This window comes from Pseudomonas aeruginosa, assembly GCF_001457615.1.
GTDB lineage: Bacteria > Pseudomonadota > Gammaproteobacteria > Pseudomonadales > Pseudomonadaceae > Pseudomonas > Pseudomonas aeruginosa.
In genome coordinates this window covers 1,352,806-1,368,790 of sequence record NZ_LN831024.1, presented here as the reverse complement: position 1 = coordinate 1,368,790, position 15,985 = coordinate 1,352,806, and the positions used below count along the sequence as shown (strand labels likewise).

Here is a 15,985-nt window from a genome sequence, read left to right as displayed (position 1 = left end):
GTTCAGCGGAACAGGTCGTTGATACGGTCGAAAGGCATCGCCGCACGGGTCGCTTCCAGGTCGCGCCGCGCCAGCGCCTGCGCCGCCTGATGGAAAGCGCCGAAGGCGACCCGGGCAAGATTCGAGCCCAGGCTCACGCGCTTGACGCCGAGGGCTTCCAGCTCGTCCAGCGACAGCTCCAGGCGCGGCGAACCGACCAGCACGTTGATCGGCTTCGGCGCCACCGCTTCGAGCACCGCGACGATCTGTTCGCGGCGGTTCAAACCGGGCGCGTAGAGCACATCGGCGCCGGCATCGGCGTAGGCGCGCAGACGCCGCAGGGTGTCGTCGAGATCCTCGCGACCATGCAGGAAGTTCTCCGCGCGGGCGCAGAGGGTGAACGGAAATGGCAACGCACGGGCCGCCTCGACCGCGGCAGCGACCCGCTCCAGCGCGGCGGAGAACTCATAGATGGGCTGTCCGGCGCGCCCGCTGGCATCCTCGATGGAACCACCGACCAGACCGGCCTCGGCGGCCAGGCGGATGGTCGTGGCGCAGTCTTGCGGAGCATCGCCGTAGCCGTTTTCCAGGTCGGCGGCGACCGGCAGATCGGTGGCAGCGACGATCGCCCGGGCGTTTTCCAGCGCCTCGGTCCGGCTCACCGCGCCTTCCGCGTCGCGCCGGCCCAGGGAGAACGCCAGGCCTGCGCTGGTGGTGGCAAGGGCGTCGAAGCCGAGGCTGGCGAGCATCTTCGCCGAACCGGCATCCCAGGGATTGGGCAGGACCAGCATGCCGGGCCCCTGGTGCAGGTCGCGGAAACGTTCGGCGCGTTGGCGTTGGCTGGTCATGGCGGCGGGCTCCGTGGCGGGGAAAGGACTCCCTAGCCTAGGCGCAGGCCGGCGGAGCGTCGAGCGCCGCGCTCAGAGCAGGCCCAGTTGCTCCACTTCCGGGGCCGGGATCGGCTCGGGTAGCGCCGGCAAGCCTGGCAGGCGCTGGTCCAGCAGCGCATGGAAACGCTGGGCCTGCTGGGCCGCCAGGTGATTGTCGGGGGTATGCAGGAATACGTATGGAGTCAGGCCGGCCTCGATCCAGTCGGCCACCTTGTCGACCCAGGGCAAAAGGAACACCTCGTTGGCCGGCAGGTCGGGACCGCCGATGAAACGCACCTGTGGCGTATCGCTGAAGGCCGCCGGACGGATCGGCAGGCGCGGCTTCTTCGACTGGGCGTGGAGCACCGCCGGATCGTCCGAACGGCAACTGAACAGCGCCCGCGAATCCAGGCAGATGCGCTCCACGCCACGCTCGCGCAGGTGGCGGTTGAGCAGGCGCTCGTCCTCGCCTTTGTCGAAGAACGCCGGGTGGCGTACTTCCACGGCAATCCGTCGCGGACTCAGCTCATCGAGGAAATACAGCAGTTCGCCCAGGCGCTGCGGGGTGAACGCCGCCGACAGTTGCAGCCACAGCGGGCTGACCCTTTCGCCAAGCGGCGCCAGCAGTTCGAGGAAGTCGCCGGCGGCCTCGAGCCGTTCGCGCAGGTCGCCTTCGTGACTGATATCGCGGGGAAACTTGGCACAGAAGCGGAACCCCGCCGGCATCGTCTCGGCCCAGCGCCGCACGGTTTCCGCCGAAGGCCGGGCATAGAAAGTGGTATTGCCCTCGACCGCGTTGAAGATGCCGCCGTAGTGTCCGAGGTAGTCGGCGGAACACAATTCGCGCGGATAGAAGCTGCCGCGCCAGGCCGCCTCGTTCCAGGATGGACAACCGAGGAAATAAGGAAGGGAAACCACGGGAGCGCAGGGAACCGCTCAGGCGTAGAGGTCGAGGCCGAGGACATCCTCGGCGCCGGCGTCGATGTTGAGGCTGGCGGTGGAGTTGTAGCTGGCCAGGGCCATCGCCGCATGGCTGCTTACCGGGCGCTGGAACGCCAGCAGGTCGCGGGCGCTGACCGGCAGGCTGTCGCCGCCCGCCGAACTGGCCTGGACCTTGCGCGCCTGCGGCGCCTGCTCGAAGCCCTGGCTGCCGGAAACCGGCGCCGGCTGCTCGCGCCGCGCCTCGACCTCGCGCTGCACGTCGCTATACGGCGTGACCGCGGAGCCCGGTCGGGCGCTGCGCTCCAGCGGCAACGAAGAGGAAGAAAGTCCGTCGATACGCATGATCAAAACCCGGGGAAGTCTCCACACTCTAGCCAGCCCCGAAAGGCTTGGCAATTACCGCTGCGCGGCATTTTCAGGGCGCTTTTTTCGGCGTCGCCACGTTGTCGCGCAGGTACACCGGCAGCGCCTGTTCCGCCTCCACGCCTTCGCCGCGCGCCCAGGCGAAGCCGGCCAGGCTGAGCAAGTCCTCGGCATGCGGCAGCAGGCTCGCGTCCAGCGCGGCCGGGCGCTGCGGCATGCGCTCGACGTAGCCCCAGCCGGTGCCGGCGCCGAACCAGTCCGCGGCAGCGGCGTCCCACGGTACGGCGACCCGCTCGGGCGGCAGTACCGCTTCGCTGCCGGCCAGGCGCATCTCGCCCTGTTGCAACTGGTAGCAACCCCAGTAGACCTCGTCCATCCGCGCGTCGATGGCCGCGGCGACCCACTCCGCACCCTGCTCGCGGTAGGCCCGCTGGGCCAGGATCGCCAGGTCGGAGACCGCCAGTACCGGGCGCTGCAGGGCGAAGGCCAGGCCCTGGACCACGCCGATGGCGATGCGCACGCCGGTGAAGGCGCCCGGACCGCGCCCGAAGGCGATGGCGTCCACCGCGGACAGGGCGACGCCGGCCTCGTCGAGCAGGTCGCGGACCATCGGCAGCAGGCGCTGGGCGTGCAGGCGCGGGATCACCTCGTAGTGACTGAGCGCCCGCCCCTCGTGGAGCAGGGCGACGGAGCAGGCTTCGGTGGAGGTATCCAGGGCCAACAGAGTGGACATCGACGGTTCCGCGTGGTGAAAAAGACGCCGATTGTACCAGCCTTCGCCGCCCCGGAAACGCCGACGGCCCGCAAGCGGGCCGTCGGTGCTACAGCGCTGCGGATCAGCTCAGGGCCGAAAGCACTTTCGCGGTGATCTGCTCGACCGAGCCGACGCCGGCGATGCTGTGGTATTTCGGGGTGCCTTCGGCGGCCGACAGCTTCTGGTAGAAGTCGACCAGCGGCTTGGTCTGCGAATGATAGACCGACAGGCGGTGACGCACGGTCTCTTCCTTGTCGTCCTCGCGCTGGATCAGCTCTTCGCCGGTAACGTCGTCCTTGCCGGCGACCTTCGGCGGGTTGTGCTCGGTGTGGTACACGCGGCCGGAGGCCGGATGCACGCGACGACCGGCGATACGCGACACGATCTCCTCGTCGTCGACGGCGATCTCGACCACGTGGTCGATGGTCACACCGGCGTCCTTCAGCGCTTCGGCCTGCGGGATGGTCCGCGGGAAGCCGTCGAACAGGAAGCCCTTGGCGCAATCGGCCTCGGTGATGCGTTCCTTGATCAGGGCGATGATGATGTCGTCGGATACCAGGCCGCCGCTGTCCATCACGCCTTTCACCTGCTGGCCGAGCGGGCTGCCGGCCTTGACTGCGGCGCGCAGCATGTCGCCGGTGGAGATCTGCGGAATGCCGAACTTCTCGGTGATGAACCGTGCCTGGGTGCCTTTGCCGGCACCGGGTGCCCCGAGCAGAATCACACGCATCGATATGCTCCTTAGAATTGGTAAGCGAAAGTCTGGATCCGCCTCGTGGGGCCAATCTCGTATTTGCAGGAAACGGCACTGTATGGCGCCGAAAAGGCTGTCCAAGATACACAGCGCCCCCCCACCGCACAAGACACCGAAAGTTGCCCCCCGCCTTCCCTCATCCGGTGTTGCGCAGTCCGGCGGCGACCCCCGCGACCGTCACCAGCAGCGCCTGCTCCAGGCCGCCGCAGGCGTCGCCCCGGCAGCGCCGCGAACGGGCCAGAAGCTCAGCCTGGAGCAGGTGCAGCGGGTCTAGATAGCTGTTGCGCACGCTGATCGACTCGCGGGTCTCGCTGGCGTGGGCGAGCAGCAGCGACTGCCCGGTCAGTCCCAGTACCACGCGCACCGCCTGCGACAATAGGTCGCGTAAACGACGCCCCAGCGGACGCAGCTCGAGCGGCACTAGACGTTCGTCGTAGAGCCGCGCGATATCCGCGTCGGCCTTGGCCAGGACCATTTCCAGCATGTCGATGCGGGTGGTGAAGAACGGCCATCGCTCGCGCATCTGCCCGAGCAGCGCGCCCTCGCCACGCTCGATGGCGTTCAGCAAGGCGGTCTCCCAGCCAAGCCATGCCGGCAGCATCAGGCGCGTCTGGGTCCAGGCGAAGATCCAGGGAATCGCCCGCAGGCTCTCCACCCCGCCTTCGCGGCGCTTGGCCGGGCGGCTGCCCAGCGGCAGACGGCCCAGTTCCTGCTCGGGCGTGGCCAGGCGGAAATACTCGACGAACTGCGGATCGTCGCGCACCACCCTGCGGTAGGCCAGCAGCGCGTCCTTCGCCAGGCGGTCCATCTGCGCGCGCCAGGCCGGCTCCGGAGCCGGCGGCGGCATCAGGGTCGCTTCCAGCACTGCGGCGAGGTAGAGATTGAGGTTCTGTTCGGCGATGTCCGGCAGACCGAACTTGAAGCGGATCATCTCGCCCTGTTCGGTGACCCGGAAGCGCCCGGCCACCGAACCCGGCGGCTGCGACAGGATCGCCGCGTGGGCCGGCCCGCCGCCGCGACCGACGGTACCGCCGCGGCCGTGGAAGAGCAGCAACTCGACCTCGTGCTGGCGGCAGATCTCCACCAGTTTCTCCTGCGCCCGGTACTGCGCCCAGGCCGCCGTGAGGGTACCGGCGTCCTTGGCCGAATCGGAGTAGCCGATCATCACTTCCTGCACCCCGGACAGCCGCGAACGGTAGCCCGGCAGCGTCAGCAGGCGCTCCATGCAGGGGCCGGCGTTGTCCAGGTCGTCGAGGGTCTCGAACAGCGGCACCACGCGCATCGGCCAGTCGACGCCGCTTTCCTTTAGCAGCAGTTGCACCGCCAGCACGTCGGACGGCTGGCCGGCCATCGAGATCACGTAGGACCCCAGCGACGCCGGTGGTGCGGCGGCGATCGCCCGGCAGGTGGCGAGCACCTCGGCGGTATCCGCCGAAGGCTGGTAGTGCGCCGGCAGCAGGGGGCGGCGGCTGTTCAGTTCCTCGAGAAGGAATTCCAGGCGGGTCTTCTCGTCCCACTCGTCGTAGCTGCCCAGCTCCAGGTACTCGGTGATCTCGCTCAGCGCGGCGGCATGGCGGGCCGAGTCCTGGCGCACGTCCAGGCGTACCAGGAACAGGCCGAAGGTGGCGGCGCGGCGCAGGCAGTCGAGCAACGCGCCATCGGCGATCACGCCCATGCCGCAGGCGTGCAGCGACTCGTGGCACAGTTGCAGCGGCTCGACCAGGTCGCGGTTGTGCTCCAGGACGCCCTCCGCGGCCGGCACCTCGCCGGCCAGGGCCTGGTGGGTCCAGTTGCGGGTCACGCGCAGGCGCTCGCGCAATTGCTTGAGCAGGGCGCGATAGGGCTCGGCGCTATCGCCGACCCGCGCCAGCAGCTGCGGCGAGGCCTGCTGCATGGACAGCTCGGCGGCCAGTCGGTCGATATCGCGCAGGTACAGGTCGGCGGCCATCCAGCGCGCCAGCAGCAGGACCTCGCGGGTCACGCTGGCGGTGACGTTGGGATTGCCGTCGCGGTCGCCCCCCATCCAGGACGCGAAGCGCAGCGGCGCGGCGGTCAACGGCAGGCGTTCGCCGGTGCTGCGCAGGAGTACCTCGTCGACGTGCCGAAGGACGTTCGGCAAGGCCTGCCAGAGAGAATGCTCGATCACCGCGAAGCCCCATTTCGCCTCGTCCACAGGGGTCGGCCGGACCTTGCGGATCTCGTCGGTATGCCAGGCCTCGGCCACCAGCCGCTGCAGGCGCTGCTGGATGCGACTGCGCTCCTCCGGCAGCAGGTCGGCATGGTCCTTGGCCGCCAGCTGCGCGGTGATCGCATCGTATTTCTGGATCAGCGTGCGCCGCGCCACCTCGGTGGGATGGGCGGTCAGCACCAGTTCGATCTCCAGCCCGGCGAGCTGGCGAGCCAGTTGCCCGGGGGCATGCCCGGCGTCCTTGAGACGCCCCAGCAGCTCTTCCAGCACCAGGTTCTCGAAGGGTTCCGGCTCGTTCGGCCGGCGCCGGCGGATACGGTGGTATTGCTCGGCGATATTGGCCAGGTTGAGGAACTGGTTGAAGGCCCGCGCCACCGGCAGCAGTTCGTCTTCCTCGAGCCCGTCGAGGGTGGCGGTGAGCTGCTGGGCGCCCTCCGCTGAACCGCGGCGGGCAGCCTTGGCGCCCTTGCGGATCAGCTCGATCTTGTCGAGGAACCGCGGGCCGTACTGCTCGCGGATGGTGTCGCCGAGCAATTCGCCCAGTTGGTGGACGTCCTCGCGCAGGCGCGCATCGATTTCCGGCATGACCTGTCTCCACTGCGGGTGGGAAACCAGCTTGGCTCAGGCGCCCCCGCGCTTACAAGCCCGCAGGGTGCCAGTACGGCGCCGCCGGGCCGGAAGCGAGGCTGCCGGCGCCGATCGGGTCTAGTCTGAAGGAAGTGCCCGCACCGAGGCACGGCCCCACGAGGGCACCCCCAACACGCCCGCCACGACCGGGCTGAAGAGGTCAGCATGAAGATCCGTGAGCTTGTCCGCCATTGGGAACACACCGCCAAGGGCCGCATGGCCCGCAACCACTACAGCATCCCGCTGGACGTCGAAAGCGCCGCGCGCCTCGCCGCGCTGCACGAGATGTATCCGCGGCGCAGCGTCGAGGAACTACTGGGCGAGCTGGTCGGCGCCGCCCTGGAAGAACTGGAGGCGAGCTTTCCCTACGTGAAGGGGAGTCAGGTGGTGGCCACCGACGAACAGGGCGATCCGCTCTATGAGGATGTCGGCCCTACCCCACGCTTCCTGTCGCTCTCGCGCAAGTACCTGCACGAACTGGTCGCGCAACAGGACACCTCCAGTCACTGAGCGCGGCTTCAGCCATGCCGGCGGTGCACGCCGGGAACGTGCATGTGCCCGGCCTCGGCGCATTCCTCGGGGATAGGCGACAGCGGCGCGGGCTGCTCCAGTTCGCGGAGGATGCCGCAGGCCTGGCTGTTGCCGGCGACCGTACAGCGTGAGCCGAGATCCCGCAGTTGCTCGCGCAATGCCTGGAGTTCGGCGATGCGCACCTCGACGTGATGCAGGTGCTCGTCGATCAGCCGGTTGGCGGTGCCGCAATCCGCCTCGGGACGGTCGCGCAACGCCAGCAGGGTACGGATTTCCTCCTGGGTCATGTCCAGCGAGCGGCAGTGACGGATGAACGACAGGCGCTCGACATGCGCCAGGGTGTATTGCCGATAGTTGCCTTCGCTACGCGCGGGCTCGGGCAACAGGCCTTCGCGCTCGTAGTAGCGGATGGTCTCCACCGGGCAACCGGTTCTCTTCGCCAGCTCACCGATCTTCATGCCAACCCTCCTCCAATCGCCGACGCGGCTACCCGAATTGGCAGTACCGCTTGACTCTGTAGTTGCTACAGGGTGTGCAATCGCACCCAACACGTCAAACGGGAATTGTTTCCATGAGCCACGAACACGCCGACACTTGCTGTCACGGTCACGGACATGATCATGGGCACCGCCACGCGCCTCGCCCGGCAGTGGCCGCCATCGGAACCCTGGCCGGCAACGCCGAGTTGCGCTGGAGCGACCTACGCATCGAAGCGATGGACTGCCCGACCGAGGAACGCCTGATCCGCGACGCCCTCGGTCGCCAGCCGGCAGTGGAGTCGCTGGAATTCAACCTGATGCAGCGCCTGCTGCGCGTCCAGCATCGCTTCGACAGCGTCGAGCCGCTGCAGAAGCTGATCGCCGGCCTCGGCATGCAGGCGGTGCCGCTGGATGCCGGCGAAAATACCGACGGCCCCTCGCAAGCGCCGGCGAAGCCCTGGTGGCCGCTGGCCCTGGCCGGCGCGATGGCGCTGGCCTCGGAGATCGTCGAATGGTTCGGCCTGGCGCCGGACTGGGTGGTCGCCGGCCTCGCCCTGCTGGCCATCCTCGGCGCCGGCCTGCCGACCTACCGCAAGGGCTGGATCGCACTGAAGAACCGCAACCTGAACATCAACGCCCTGATGAGTATCGCCGTGACCGGCGCCGTGCTCATCGGCCAGTGGCCGGAAGCGGCGATGGTCAGCGTGCTGTTCGCCATCGCCGAGTTGATCGAGGCGAAGTCCCTGGATCGCGCGCGCAACGCCATCCGCGGCCTGCTGCAACTGGCTCCGGAACAGGCCACCGTGCTGGTCGGCGGCGAATGGAAGGAGCTGCCGGCCAAGCAAGTGGAACTGGAAGCCACCGTGCGCGTGAAGCCCGGCGAACGCATCGCCCTCGACGGCGAGGTGACCAGCGGCCGCTCCAGCGTCAACCAGGCGCCGATCACCGGCGAAAGCCTGCCGGTGGAGAAGGAGGTCGGCGAGCCGGTGTTCGCCGGCAGCATCAACGGCGAGGGAGCGCTGGAGTACCGCGTCACCCGCCGCGCCGACGACAGCACCCTGGCCCGGATCATCCACGCCGTGGAGGAAGCCCAGGGTTCCCGCGCACCGACCCAGCGTTTCGTCGACAGTTTCGCCCGCGTCTACACCCCGGTGGTATTCCTCATCGCCCTCGCCACCGCGGTGCTGCCGCCGCTGCTGTTCGGCGGCGCCTGGCTGGACTGGATCTACCGCGCCCTGGTGCTGCTGGTGATCGCCTGTCCCTGCGCGCTGGTGATCTCCACCCCGGTGACCATCGTCAGCGGCCTTTCCGCCGCGGCGCGCCTGGGCATCCTGATCAAGGGCGGGGTGTTCCTCGAACTCGGGCGCAAGCTGTCCTGGGTCGCCCTCGACAAGACCGGCACCATCACCCATGGCAAACCGCAACAGACCGACTACCTGCCGATCGCGGAGGCTGACGGGACGGATGCGCGCCTGCTCGCCGCCAGCCTGGCCGCGCGTTCCGACCACCCGGTATCGCGCGCCGTGGCCAACGCAGCGGAAGAGGACGGCCTTGCCCTGGGCGTGGTCGAGGACCTCGCTGCCTTGCCGGGACGAGGCGTCAGCGGACGCATCGACGGCGTCCTCTACCACCTCGGCAACCATCGCCTGGTGGAGGAACTGGGCCTCTGCTCGCCGGCCCTGGAAGAGCGCCTGGACGCCCTGGAGCGCCAGGGCAAGACGGTCATCGCGCTGTGTGATCCGCAGCGCGTGCGGGCCCTCTTCGCCGTCGCCGACGGGGTCAAGGACAGCAGCCGCGAGGCGATCCGCGAGCTGCACGCGCTGGACGTGAAGACCCTGATGCTCACCGGCGACAACCCGCACACCGCAGCCGCCATCGCTGCCCAGGTAGGCATCGACGCAGCTCGCGGCAACCTCCTGCCGGAGGACAAGCTGCGTGAAGTGGAAGCGCGCCAGGCCGACGGCTCGCGGGTCGGCATGGTCGGCGACGGGATCAACGACGCGCCGGCCCTGGCCCGCGCCGACATCGGCTTCGCCATGGGCGCGGCGGGCACCGACACGGCCATCGAGACCGCCGGCGTCGCGCTGATGGACGACGACCTGCGCAAGTTGCCGCAATTCGTCCGGCTGTCGCGCACCACCCACGCGATCCTGGTCCAGAACATCACCCTGGCCCTGGGCATCAAGGCGGTGTTCCTCGCCCTTACCCTGGCAGGCGAAGGCACCCTATGGATGGCGGTATTCGCCGACATGGGCGCCAGCCTGCTGGTGGTGTTCAACGGTCTGCGACTGTTGCGCAAGCGTTTCTAAAAGGCCCCACTGGCCTCCTCCAGCCCCACTCAGGTGGGGCTTTTTTCTGCCCGAGTGTTCCATCCTGGAGCGCTGCGGCAGTTGTGCGTTTCGTGGACTAGAGCCCTGTAGGACGGGCTTTAGTGAGCAGAGGTGGCGTTCTGCGACCACGCCGGAAGCCGACTGTTCAGTCAGAAAATTTCAGATTTTTTTTTGAACCCCTGAACCAGCGGGGGAGTCACTAAAAGTACATGGCCAATCGCCAAGCCCCTGAAACAGAGGCCTGGCAGAGGCTTGCTCAGTGAGCAGGAAGAAAAGACCGGAGGGCCGGAAACGCGCCCACGGTAATGGCCAGAGATGAAAGCCAAGGAATCAGCATCCCTGTCAGAGGAAATTTCCCATGGAGCAAAAAGCGATGAGCAAGCAACACACCGGTTCCCTGCGTGGCCTCAAGCTGGCCCTGCTGGCCGTAGGCAGCAGCCTGGTCCTGGCCGGCTGCGCCGGCAACCCGCCGACCGAGCAGTTCGCCGTGACCGAATCCGCGGTGAATAACGCGGTGAGCGCCGGCGGCCCGGAATATGCCCCGGTCGAGATGAAGTCCGCTCAGGACAAGCTGAGCCAGGCGCGCATCGCCATGAACGACAAGGAATACGACCAGGCCAAGCGCCTGGCGCAGCAGGCCGAGTGGGACGCCCGGGTCGCCGAGCGCAAGACCCAGGCCGCCAAGGCGCAGAAAGCCGTGAAGGATGCCCAGCAGGGCGTCATGGAACTGCGTGAGGAAGGCATGCGCGATACGCAGCACTAAGCCGGATTCCGCCCTTCTTTCGTCGATTCGTGATTAAGGATGACCCCTATGCGTAAGTACATTGCCCTCCCCGCCGTATCCCTGCTGGCCCTGGCGCTGGCCGCCTGCTCCACGCCGCCGAACGCCAACCTGGAACAGGCCCGCAGCAACTTCTCCGCGCTGCAGTCGCAGCCCGACGCGACCAAGGTCGCGGCCCTGGAAACCAAGGACGCCGGCGACTGGCTGGCCAAGGCCGACAAGGCCTACCAGGATGGCGAAGACCAGCGCGACGTGGACCAACTGGCCTACCTGACCAACCAGCGCATCGAACTGGCCAAGCAGACCATCGTCCTGCGCAATGCCGAGGCGCAGTTGCAGAACGCCTCCGCCCAGCGCGCCCAGGCCCGCCTCGACGCGCGCACCGCGCAACTGGACAAGCTGCGTAGCCAACTGAATGCCAAGCAGACCTCGCGCGGCACCATGGTGACCTTCGGCGACGTTCTGTTCGATCTCGACAAGTCCGACCTGAAGCCCGGCGCCATGCGCAACATCCAGCAACTGGCCGAGTTCCTCCAGCAGAACCCGGAGCGCCAGGTGATCGTAGAGGGCTACACCGATAGCACCGGTTCCGCCAACTACAACCAGCGCCTGTCCGAGCGTCGTGCCGACTCGGTGCGCATGGCCCTGCTCAGCCGCGGCATCAGCCCGGAACGCGTAGCCACCCGTGGCTACGGCAAGGAATATCCGGTGGCCAGCAACGGCACCAGCTCCGGCCGTGCCATGAACCGTCGGGTGGAAGTCACCATTTCCAACGACGCCAAGCCGGTCGCGCCACGCTCCTCCGTCAGCGGCTGATAAGCCCTACGGAAGCCCAAAAGCCCCGCCATCCGGCGGGGCTTTTTCATGGGCGGGGCTTGAGCTTTCCAGGTATCAGCGGGCCACAGGCCGCTCGCCGAGCAAGCGCTGGTAGCGCTCGGCCATCGAGCTATCGAAGGCAACCAGGACGATTTCCTCCAGGCTGCTGTGCGCCGGGCGTTGCCGGCAGACCTCTTCGACGGCAATGGCCGCGGCCTGCTCCAAGGGATAGCCGTAGATGCCGCAGCTGATGGCGGGGAACGCGACGCTGGCCGCCCCGGCCTGCTCGGCCAGCGCCAGGCTGCGCCGGTAGCAGCTGGCCAGCAGCTCCGCTTCGCCGTTGTCGCCGCCGCGCCAGACCGGGCCGACGGTGTGGATCACGTGGGCCGCCGACAGACGGAACCCACGGGTGATCTTCGCCTCGCCGGTCTTGCAACCGTGCAGCAGGCGGCAGGCCGCCACCAGTTCGGCACCGGCGGCGCGGTGGATGGCGCCGTCGACACCGCCCCCACCGAGCAGCGAGGAGTTCGCCGCGTTGACGATGGCATCCACCGCAAGACGGGTGATGTCTCCCTGCCAGACGCGGACCTCGGTCATTTCACTTCCTGCGGGACTTCCTGTCCGGCGCAGCGCACGGCGTGCTTCCTGTTGTCCACCAGCACGCCGGAAAGGCCCTTCTGCTCGGTGTCGAACAGCACCAGGACGCCATCGATGCACTGCGCGACCTGCTTGGCCGGCTCCAGGGACAGCTTCACATCTTCGCCGGGCAGGCTCTTCAGCATGGTGAAGTCGGCCAGCAACAGGGCGTCCTGCGGCTTGGCGAAATGCAGGTAGCCGTAGTACCAGAGCACGCCGACGGTGACGAAGATGGTACCGATGCCGGTCAGGATGCAGGGGAGTACGTTACGGTCGCTCATGGATTGCCTTCGGGTTTCGCGGATTCGCGGTTCGGGATTTCGGCCAGCCGGCGCAGGCCGGTGAAGCCATGGGGATCGTCGAGGAAGCGCAGCATCACTTCCTGCCAGGTCGCTTCGGCGAAGGTCTGCACGTGGCCGCCTCGGGTCAGTTGCAGGACCTTCGGCGGCCGCGCCTGGCGGTACAGGGCGATGCCGTTCTCGAGGGGCACAATGGTATCGTCGATGCTGTGAAAGAACAGCATGGGTGCGCCAGAAAGCCGCGCCACCGAATGGATGGCGCTGTCGTCGTCGGGCACCAGCCAGGACAGCGGCACCTGCAGCGGCCAGGTCAGCCAGGAACCGTCCAGCATGTGCCGGGCGATGCCGCGGTAGCTCGCCGGTACCCCGTCGAACACCAGCGCCTTGAACTGGCCCTGGCGCTGCGGATGCTCGGCCAGGTAGTGGATCGCCAGCGCGCCGCCGAGACTCTGCCCCAGCAGCACGCGCTCGGTGCCCTTCACCTCCGGCGCCTGGTCGAGCCAGGCGAACGCCGCGTCGATGTCGCGGTAGACCTCCGGCAGTCCCGGCTGGCCCTCCGACTGGCCGTAGCCGCGATAGTCGAGCATCAGCACCTGGTAGCCCTCGGCGGGCAGCCACCACGTGCCGCCGAGGTGCCAGGACAGGTTGCCGCCGTTGCCGTGCAGGTAGAGCACGGTGCCTTTCACCGGCACGCCTTTCTTCGCCGGCAGCCACCAGGCGCGCAGGCGCACGCCGTCGGCGGTGGTCAGGGTGACGTCGCGGTACTCCAGCCCGGCGCGCGCCGGAGTGATCTGCACCACCGGCTCGGGATAGAACAGCAGCGAACTGCAGCCACCGAGGAACAGCGCGCCGAGTACCAGCAGCGGGATCAGCAGGCGCTTCATCCGTTGTTGGTCCTTACCTCTTCGCGGGCGCGAAAGGTGGCGTCGTAGATGCGCCCGGCCAGGCGCGAGAACGGCAGGCTCTGCAGCCAGACGGTGCCGCTGCCCTTGAGGGTGGTCAGCAGCAATCCTTCGCCGCCGAACAGCATGCTCTTCAGGCCGCCGGCCAGTTGCACGTCGTAGTCGATGCCGTCGGTGAAGGCCACCAGGCAACCGGTGTCGACCCGCAGCGTCTCGCCATTCAACTGGCGGCGGATCAGCGTGCCGCCGGCGTGGACGAAGACCAGGCCATCGCCCTCGAGCTTCTGCAGGATGAAGCCCTCGCCGCCGAAGAAACCGGCGCCCAGGCGCTTGGTGAAGGCGATGCCGACCCGGGTGCCATAGGCTGCGCAGAGGAACGAGTCCTTCTGGCAGAACAGGCGCCCGCCGACATCGTCCAGGTCCACCGCCACCACGCTGCCCGGATAGGGCGCGGCAAAGGCCACGTGCTGCTTGCCCTGGCCTTCGTTGGTGAAGTGGGTCATGAACACCGACTCGCCACCGAGCTTGCGCTTGCCGGCGCTCCACAGCTTGCCCAGCAGGCTGCCGTCGGAGCCGTCGCCCATCCGCGCGGTGAAGCGGATGTCGCCGGTCATGTAGTTCATCGCCCCGGCCTCGGCGATCACGGTTTCCCCGGGGTCGAGTTCGATCTCCACGGTCTGCATGGATTCGCCGAGGATGCGGTAGTCGAGTTCGTGGCTGGCCATCGCCGTTCTCCTTGCTTGCCGGCCGACCGCCCGCGCGCACCGGGAAAGACCGGCACGGCGGGGAACGGTCAGAGGATGTTCGCGTAGTCCGCTTCGATGCGGTCCAGGCTGAGGTGGTTGAGGAAGTTCGAGAAGCACATCCAGGCCGACAGCGCGTTGAGGTCGCGGAACTGCGGCGGCAGGTACTTCGGCGGCGCCACCAGGCCCTCGTCCACCAGTTGGCGCAGGGTGCGCATGTCTTCCAGGGTGGTCTTGCCGCAGAACAGCAGGGGGATCTGTTCGAGCTTGCCCTTGCGCACGGCGAGCTGGATGTAGTTGTAGATGAGGATGAAGCCCTTCAGGTAGGACAGGTCCTTGGTGAACGGCAGGCCATCCGGGGTCGAGCCGCGGAAGACCCGGCTGGCGTTCTGGTAGCTGTCCTCCAGGCTGTAGCCCTGCTCGCGGTAGAAGTGGAACACGTCGAGGAAATCGGCGCCCTCCTCGGCCATGTGGATCGCCCGGGTGCGATTGGTCAGCTTGCGCAGGCGGGTCGGGTAGGAGGCGAAGGCGATCACCTCCATCAGGATCGCCAGGCCTTCCTGGGTCACGGTGGAGGACGGCGGTCCCTTGGCGAGGAAGGTGCAGATCGGCTGGCTCAGGCCGTTCAGGGTGGTGCCGACGTGCACCAGGCCCTCGTGGACCTCCAGCGCGCGCACGTCGCGCTCGTTGAACAGGGCGTCGGCGCGTACCTTGATGTAGTCGGCGCCGGCCGCCGCGTCGGCGACGATGCCGTCGGACTCGAACACGCGGATGGTGCCCTCCTCCTCGCCGAACACGGTGTTCAGCCGCGCCTGGAGGATCGGTACGACCTCCTTGGCGGTCAGGGTCTTGGGTTCGTCCTTGAGATCGCCGCGGTCGGCGATGTTGTTCAGGTAGTCGGAGAGCATCAGGCCGAGGTCGGCCAGGGTCGGATCGCCGGCATGGAAGGCGTCCGAGGCCGAGCCGTAGAGTTCCTGGGAGATCAGCCCGAGGTCCGGGGTGCCGCGCGCCTCGAGCATGCGAATGACCATCCGGTATTCCTTGCACATCCGCCGCATGATCTGCCCGACCGGGTTGAACTGGCCCAACTGGCGGGTGATGTCGCGCTCGATGTTCTGGAATTCCTGCTTCTTGGCGCTGGCGTCGAAGGCCAGCGGGCGGCTGTCGTAGTAGCCGCGATCGACCTTCGGCGCATGCTTGCCGCGGCCCTTGAGGAAGTCCTGGCGGATCCCGTCGTCCCATTTGATCGCATCCAGCACGCGGATCGGCGTCTGCGCCTCGACGATGCGATCGGACAGGGAGCGGATGATCTTCTGGTAGTCGTTCTGCGCCTTGCGCTGGCTCATCGGCAATCTCATTGGGTGACCCGCTGGAAGCGGGCGGCCTCGACGAACACGTCGGAATTGGCGGGATCGTTCAGGTAGGCGAAGACCTTCGCCAACGGGCTGCGCACCAGCGCGCCCTTGCCCTGATCGCTGTCGACGGTCTCGCCGTCGAGCTGGCCGGCGCCGAGGTCCTCGACGATGCGCTCGACGTCGAGGTTGTAGATCACCAGCTCGTCACCGTCGGTGATCTCGAAGCCGGCGATGATGAAGTTGCCGCCCAGGCTCTTCGGCAGGCCGGCCGACAGGTACCAGCGCTTGCCCTGGTGGGAGACGGTGAAGCCGTAGTCTTCCAGGCTCTCGGTATTGTCCTTGCTGTCCACGTAGCTGAGCGCACGGTAGACATTGCTGCCGGAACGGGTGATCTCCAGGAATTGTTCTTCCTTCCACTCGTTCTCGCGGCTCCAGGTCCCGAGCAGATGGCTCGGCGCCGCCTCGCGCGGCGGTATCGGCTCCTTGAAGGTGACCAGGCAACCGCCCAACAGCAGGAAACTCAGGACCACCAGGCAACGCCAGGCTTTCATCACACGCTCCTTAGGAACCCTCCGCAACCTGCGACCGGCTGGCCGAGGGAAGGTTCGGGTATGAAAAACCCCGCCATGGCGGGGTT

Annotated in this window: 17 protein-coding genes; 4 read left to right on the top strand and 13 right to left on the bottom strand. The window is 67.7% G+C overall.

What is annotated here, in order from left to right; translation table 11 throughout:
- Positions 1 to 2 precede the first annotated feature (2 nt).
- The 6 genes from AT700_RS06350 to ppc all read right to left on the bottom strand — a co-directional run bounded on the left by AT700_RS06350 (position 3) and on the right by ppc (position 6,434).
- The gene (locus tag AT700_RS06350) at positions 3 to 827 is read right to left on the bottom strand and encodes an isocitrate lyase/PEP mutase family protein (RefSeq protein WP_003098657.1); all 825 of its coding nucleotides are present in this window, start codon (positions 825 to 827) and stop codon (positions 3 to 5) included.
- A gap of 72 nt (positions 828 to 899) precedes the next feature.
- Positions 900 to 1,766 carry a DUF72 domain-containing protein gene (locus tag AT700_RS06345; RefSeq protein WP_048520837.1) on the bottom strand — a complete coding sequence of 289 codons (867 nt, stop codon included), beginning with the start codon at positions 1,764 to 1,766 and terminating at the stop codon, positions 900 to 902.
- 18 nt (positions 1,767 to 1,784) lie between these two features.
- Positions 1,785 to 2,132, bottom strand: a complete 348-nt coding sequence (locus tag AT700_RS06340; protein ID WP_048521758.1) for a hypothetical protein — start codon at positions 2,130 to 2,132, stop codon at positions 1,785 to 1,787.
- A 73-nt stretch (positions 2,133 to 2,205) separates the two neighbouring features.
- On the bottom strand, positions 2,206 to 2,886 hold the full coding sequence (gene tsaB, locus AT700_RS06335) for a tRNA (adenosine(37)-N6)-threonylcarbamoyltransferase complex dimerization subunit type 1 TsaB (protein ID WP_028681261.1): 681 nt from the start codon (positions 2,884 to 2,886) through the stop codon (positions 2,206 to 2,208).
- Between the two features lie 103 nt (positions 2,887 to 2,989).
- Positions 2,990 to 3,637, bottom strand: coding sequence for an adenylate kinase (gene adk, locus AT700_RS06330; RefSeq protein ID WP_003092485.1), 648 nt, complete (start codon positions 3,635 to 3,637; stop codon positions 2,990 to 2,992).
- A gap of 160 nt (positions 3,638 to 3,797) precedes the next feature.
- On the bottom strand, positions 3,798 to 6,434 hold the full coding sequence (gene ppc, locus AT700_RS06325) for a phosphoenolpyruvate carboxylase (protein ID WP_003103713.1): 2,637 nt from the start codon (positions 6,432 to 6,434) through the stop codon (positions 3,798 to 3,800).
- Positions 6,435 to 6,641: 207 nt separating this feature from the next.
- On the opposite strand from ppc, the gene AT700_RS06320 reads away from it, so the two are divergent.
- Entirely contained in the window at positions 6,642 to 6,986 is a 345-nt protein-coding gene (locus AT700_RS06320; RefSeq protein WP_003092488.1) for a hypothetical protein, read from the top strand.
- Between the two features lie 8 nt (positions 6,987 to 6,994).
- Here AT700_RS06320 and cadR read toward each other — a convergent pair whose 3' ends face one another.
- Complete coding sequence (gene cadR, locus AT700_RS06315) at positions 6,995 to 7,465, bottom strand: Cd(II)/Pb(II)-responsive transcriptional regulator (RefSeq protein WP_003117472.1); 471 nt, start codon at positions 7,463 to 7,465, stop codon at positions 6,995 to 6,997.
- A 113-nt stretch (positions 7,466 to 7,578) separates the two neighbouring features.
- Between cadR and AT700_RS06310 the strand changes: the two genes are divergently transcribed.
- From AT700_RS06310 to AT700_RS06300, 3 genes are all read left to right on the top strand, one after another.
- Positions 7,579 to 9,795 (top strand): heavy metal translocating P-type ATPase, encoded by a 2,217-nt coding sequence (locus AT700_RS06310; protein ID WP_003117471.1) that lies wholly within the window; start codon positions 7,579 to 7,581, stop codon positions 9,793 to 9,795.
- Between the two features lie 379 nt (positions 9,796 to 10,174).
- Positions 10,175 to 10,579: a DUF4398 domain-containing protein gene (locus AT700_RS06305; RefSeq protein ID WP_003092495.1), complete on the top strand. Its 405-nt coding sequence runs from the start codon at positions 10,175 to 10,177 to the stop codon at positions 10,577 to 10,579.
- 48 nt (positions 10,580 to 10,627) lie between these two features.
- Positions 10,628 to 11,413: an OmpA family protein gene (locus tag AT700_RS06300; RefSeq protein WP_003092499.1), complete on the top strand. Its 786-nt coding sequence runs from the start codon at positions 10,628 to 10,630 to the stop codon at positions 11,411 to 11,413.
- 75 nt (positions 11,414 to 11,488) lie between these two features.
- On the opposite strand, the gene AT700_RS06295 is transcribed toward AT700_RS06300, so the two are convergent.
- From AT700_RS06295 to AT700_RS06270, 6 genes are all read right to left on the bottom strand, one after another.
- The gene (locus AT700_RS06295; RefSeq protein WP_003163253.1) at positions 11,489 to 12,010 is read right to left on the bottom strand and encodes an O-acetyl-ADP-ribose deacetylase; all 522 of its coding nucleotides are present in this window, start codon (positions 12,008 to 12,010) and stop codon (positions 11,489 to 11,491) included.
- On the bottom strand, positions 12,007 to 12,330 hold the full coding sequence (locus AT700_RS06290; protein ID WP_003092509.1) for a hypothetical protein: 324 nt from the start codon (positions 12,328 to 12,330) through the stop codon (positions 12,007 to 12,009). Before AT700_RS06290 ends, AT700_RS06295 begins: the two co-directional genes overlap by 4 nt.
- Positions 12,327 to 13,232, bottom strand: a complete 906-nt coding sequence (locus tag AT700_RS06285; protein WP_003103721.1) for an alpha/beta hydrolase — start codon at positions 13,230 to 13,232, stop codon at positions 12,327 to 12,329. Before AT700_RS06285 ends, AT700_RS06290 begins: the two co-directional genes overlap by 4 nt.
- Positions 13,229 to 13,975, bottom strand: a complete 747-nt coding sequence (locus tag AT700_RS06280; RefSeq protein ID WP_003113847.1) for a TIGR00266 family protein — start codon at positions 13,973 to 13,975, stop codon at positions 13,229 to 13,231. Before AT700_RS06280 ends, AT700_RS06285 begins: the two co-directional genes overlap by 4 nt.
- 68 nt (positions 13,976 to 14,043) lie before the next feature.
- Complete coding sequence (locus AT700_RS06275; protein ID WP_003092515.1) at positions 14,044 to 15,339, bottom strand: flavohemoglobin expression-modulating QEGLA motif protein; 1,296 nt, start codon at positions 15,337 to 15,339, stop codon at positions 14,044 to 14,046.
- Between the two features lie 8 nt (positions 15,340 to 15,347).
- Positions 15,348 to 15,899 carry a hypothetical protein gene (locus AT700_RS06270; protein WP_003103725.1) on the bottom strand — a complete coding sequence of 184 codons (552 nt, stop codon included), beginning with the start codon at positions 15,897 to 15,899 and terminating at the stop codon, positions 15,348 to 15,350.
- Positions 15,900 to 15,985 lie beyond the last annotated feature (86 nt).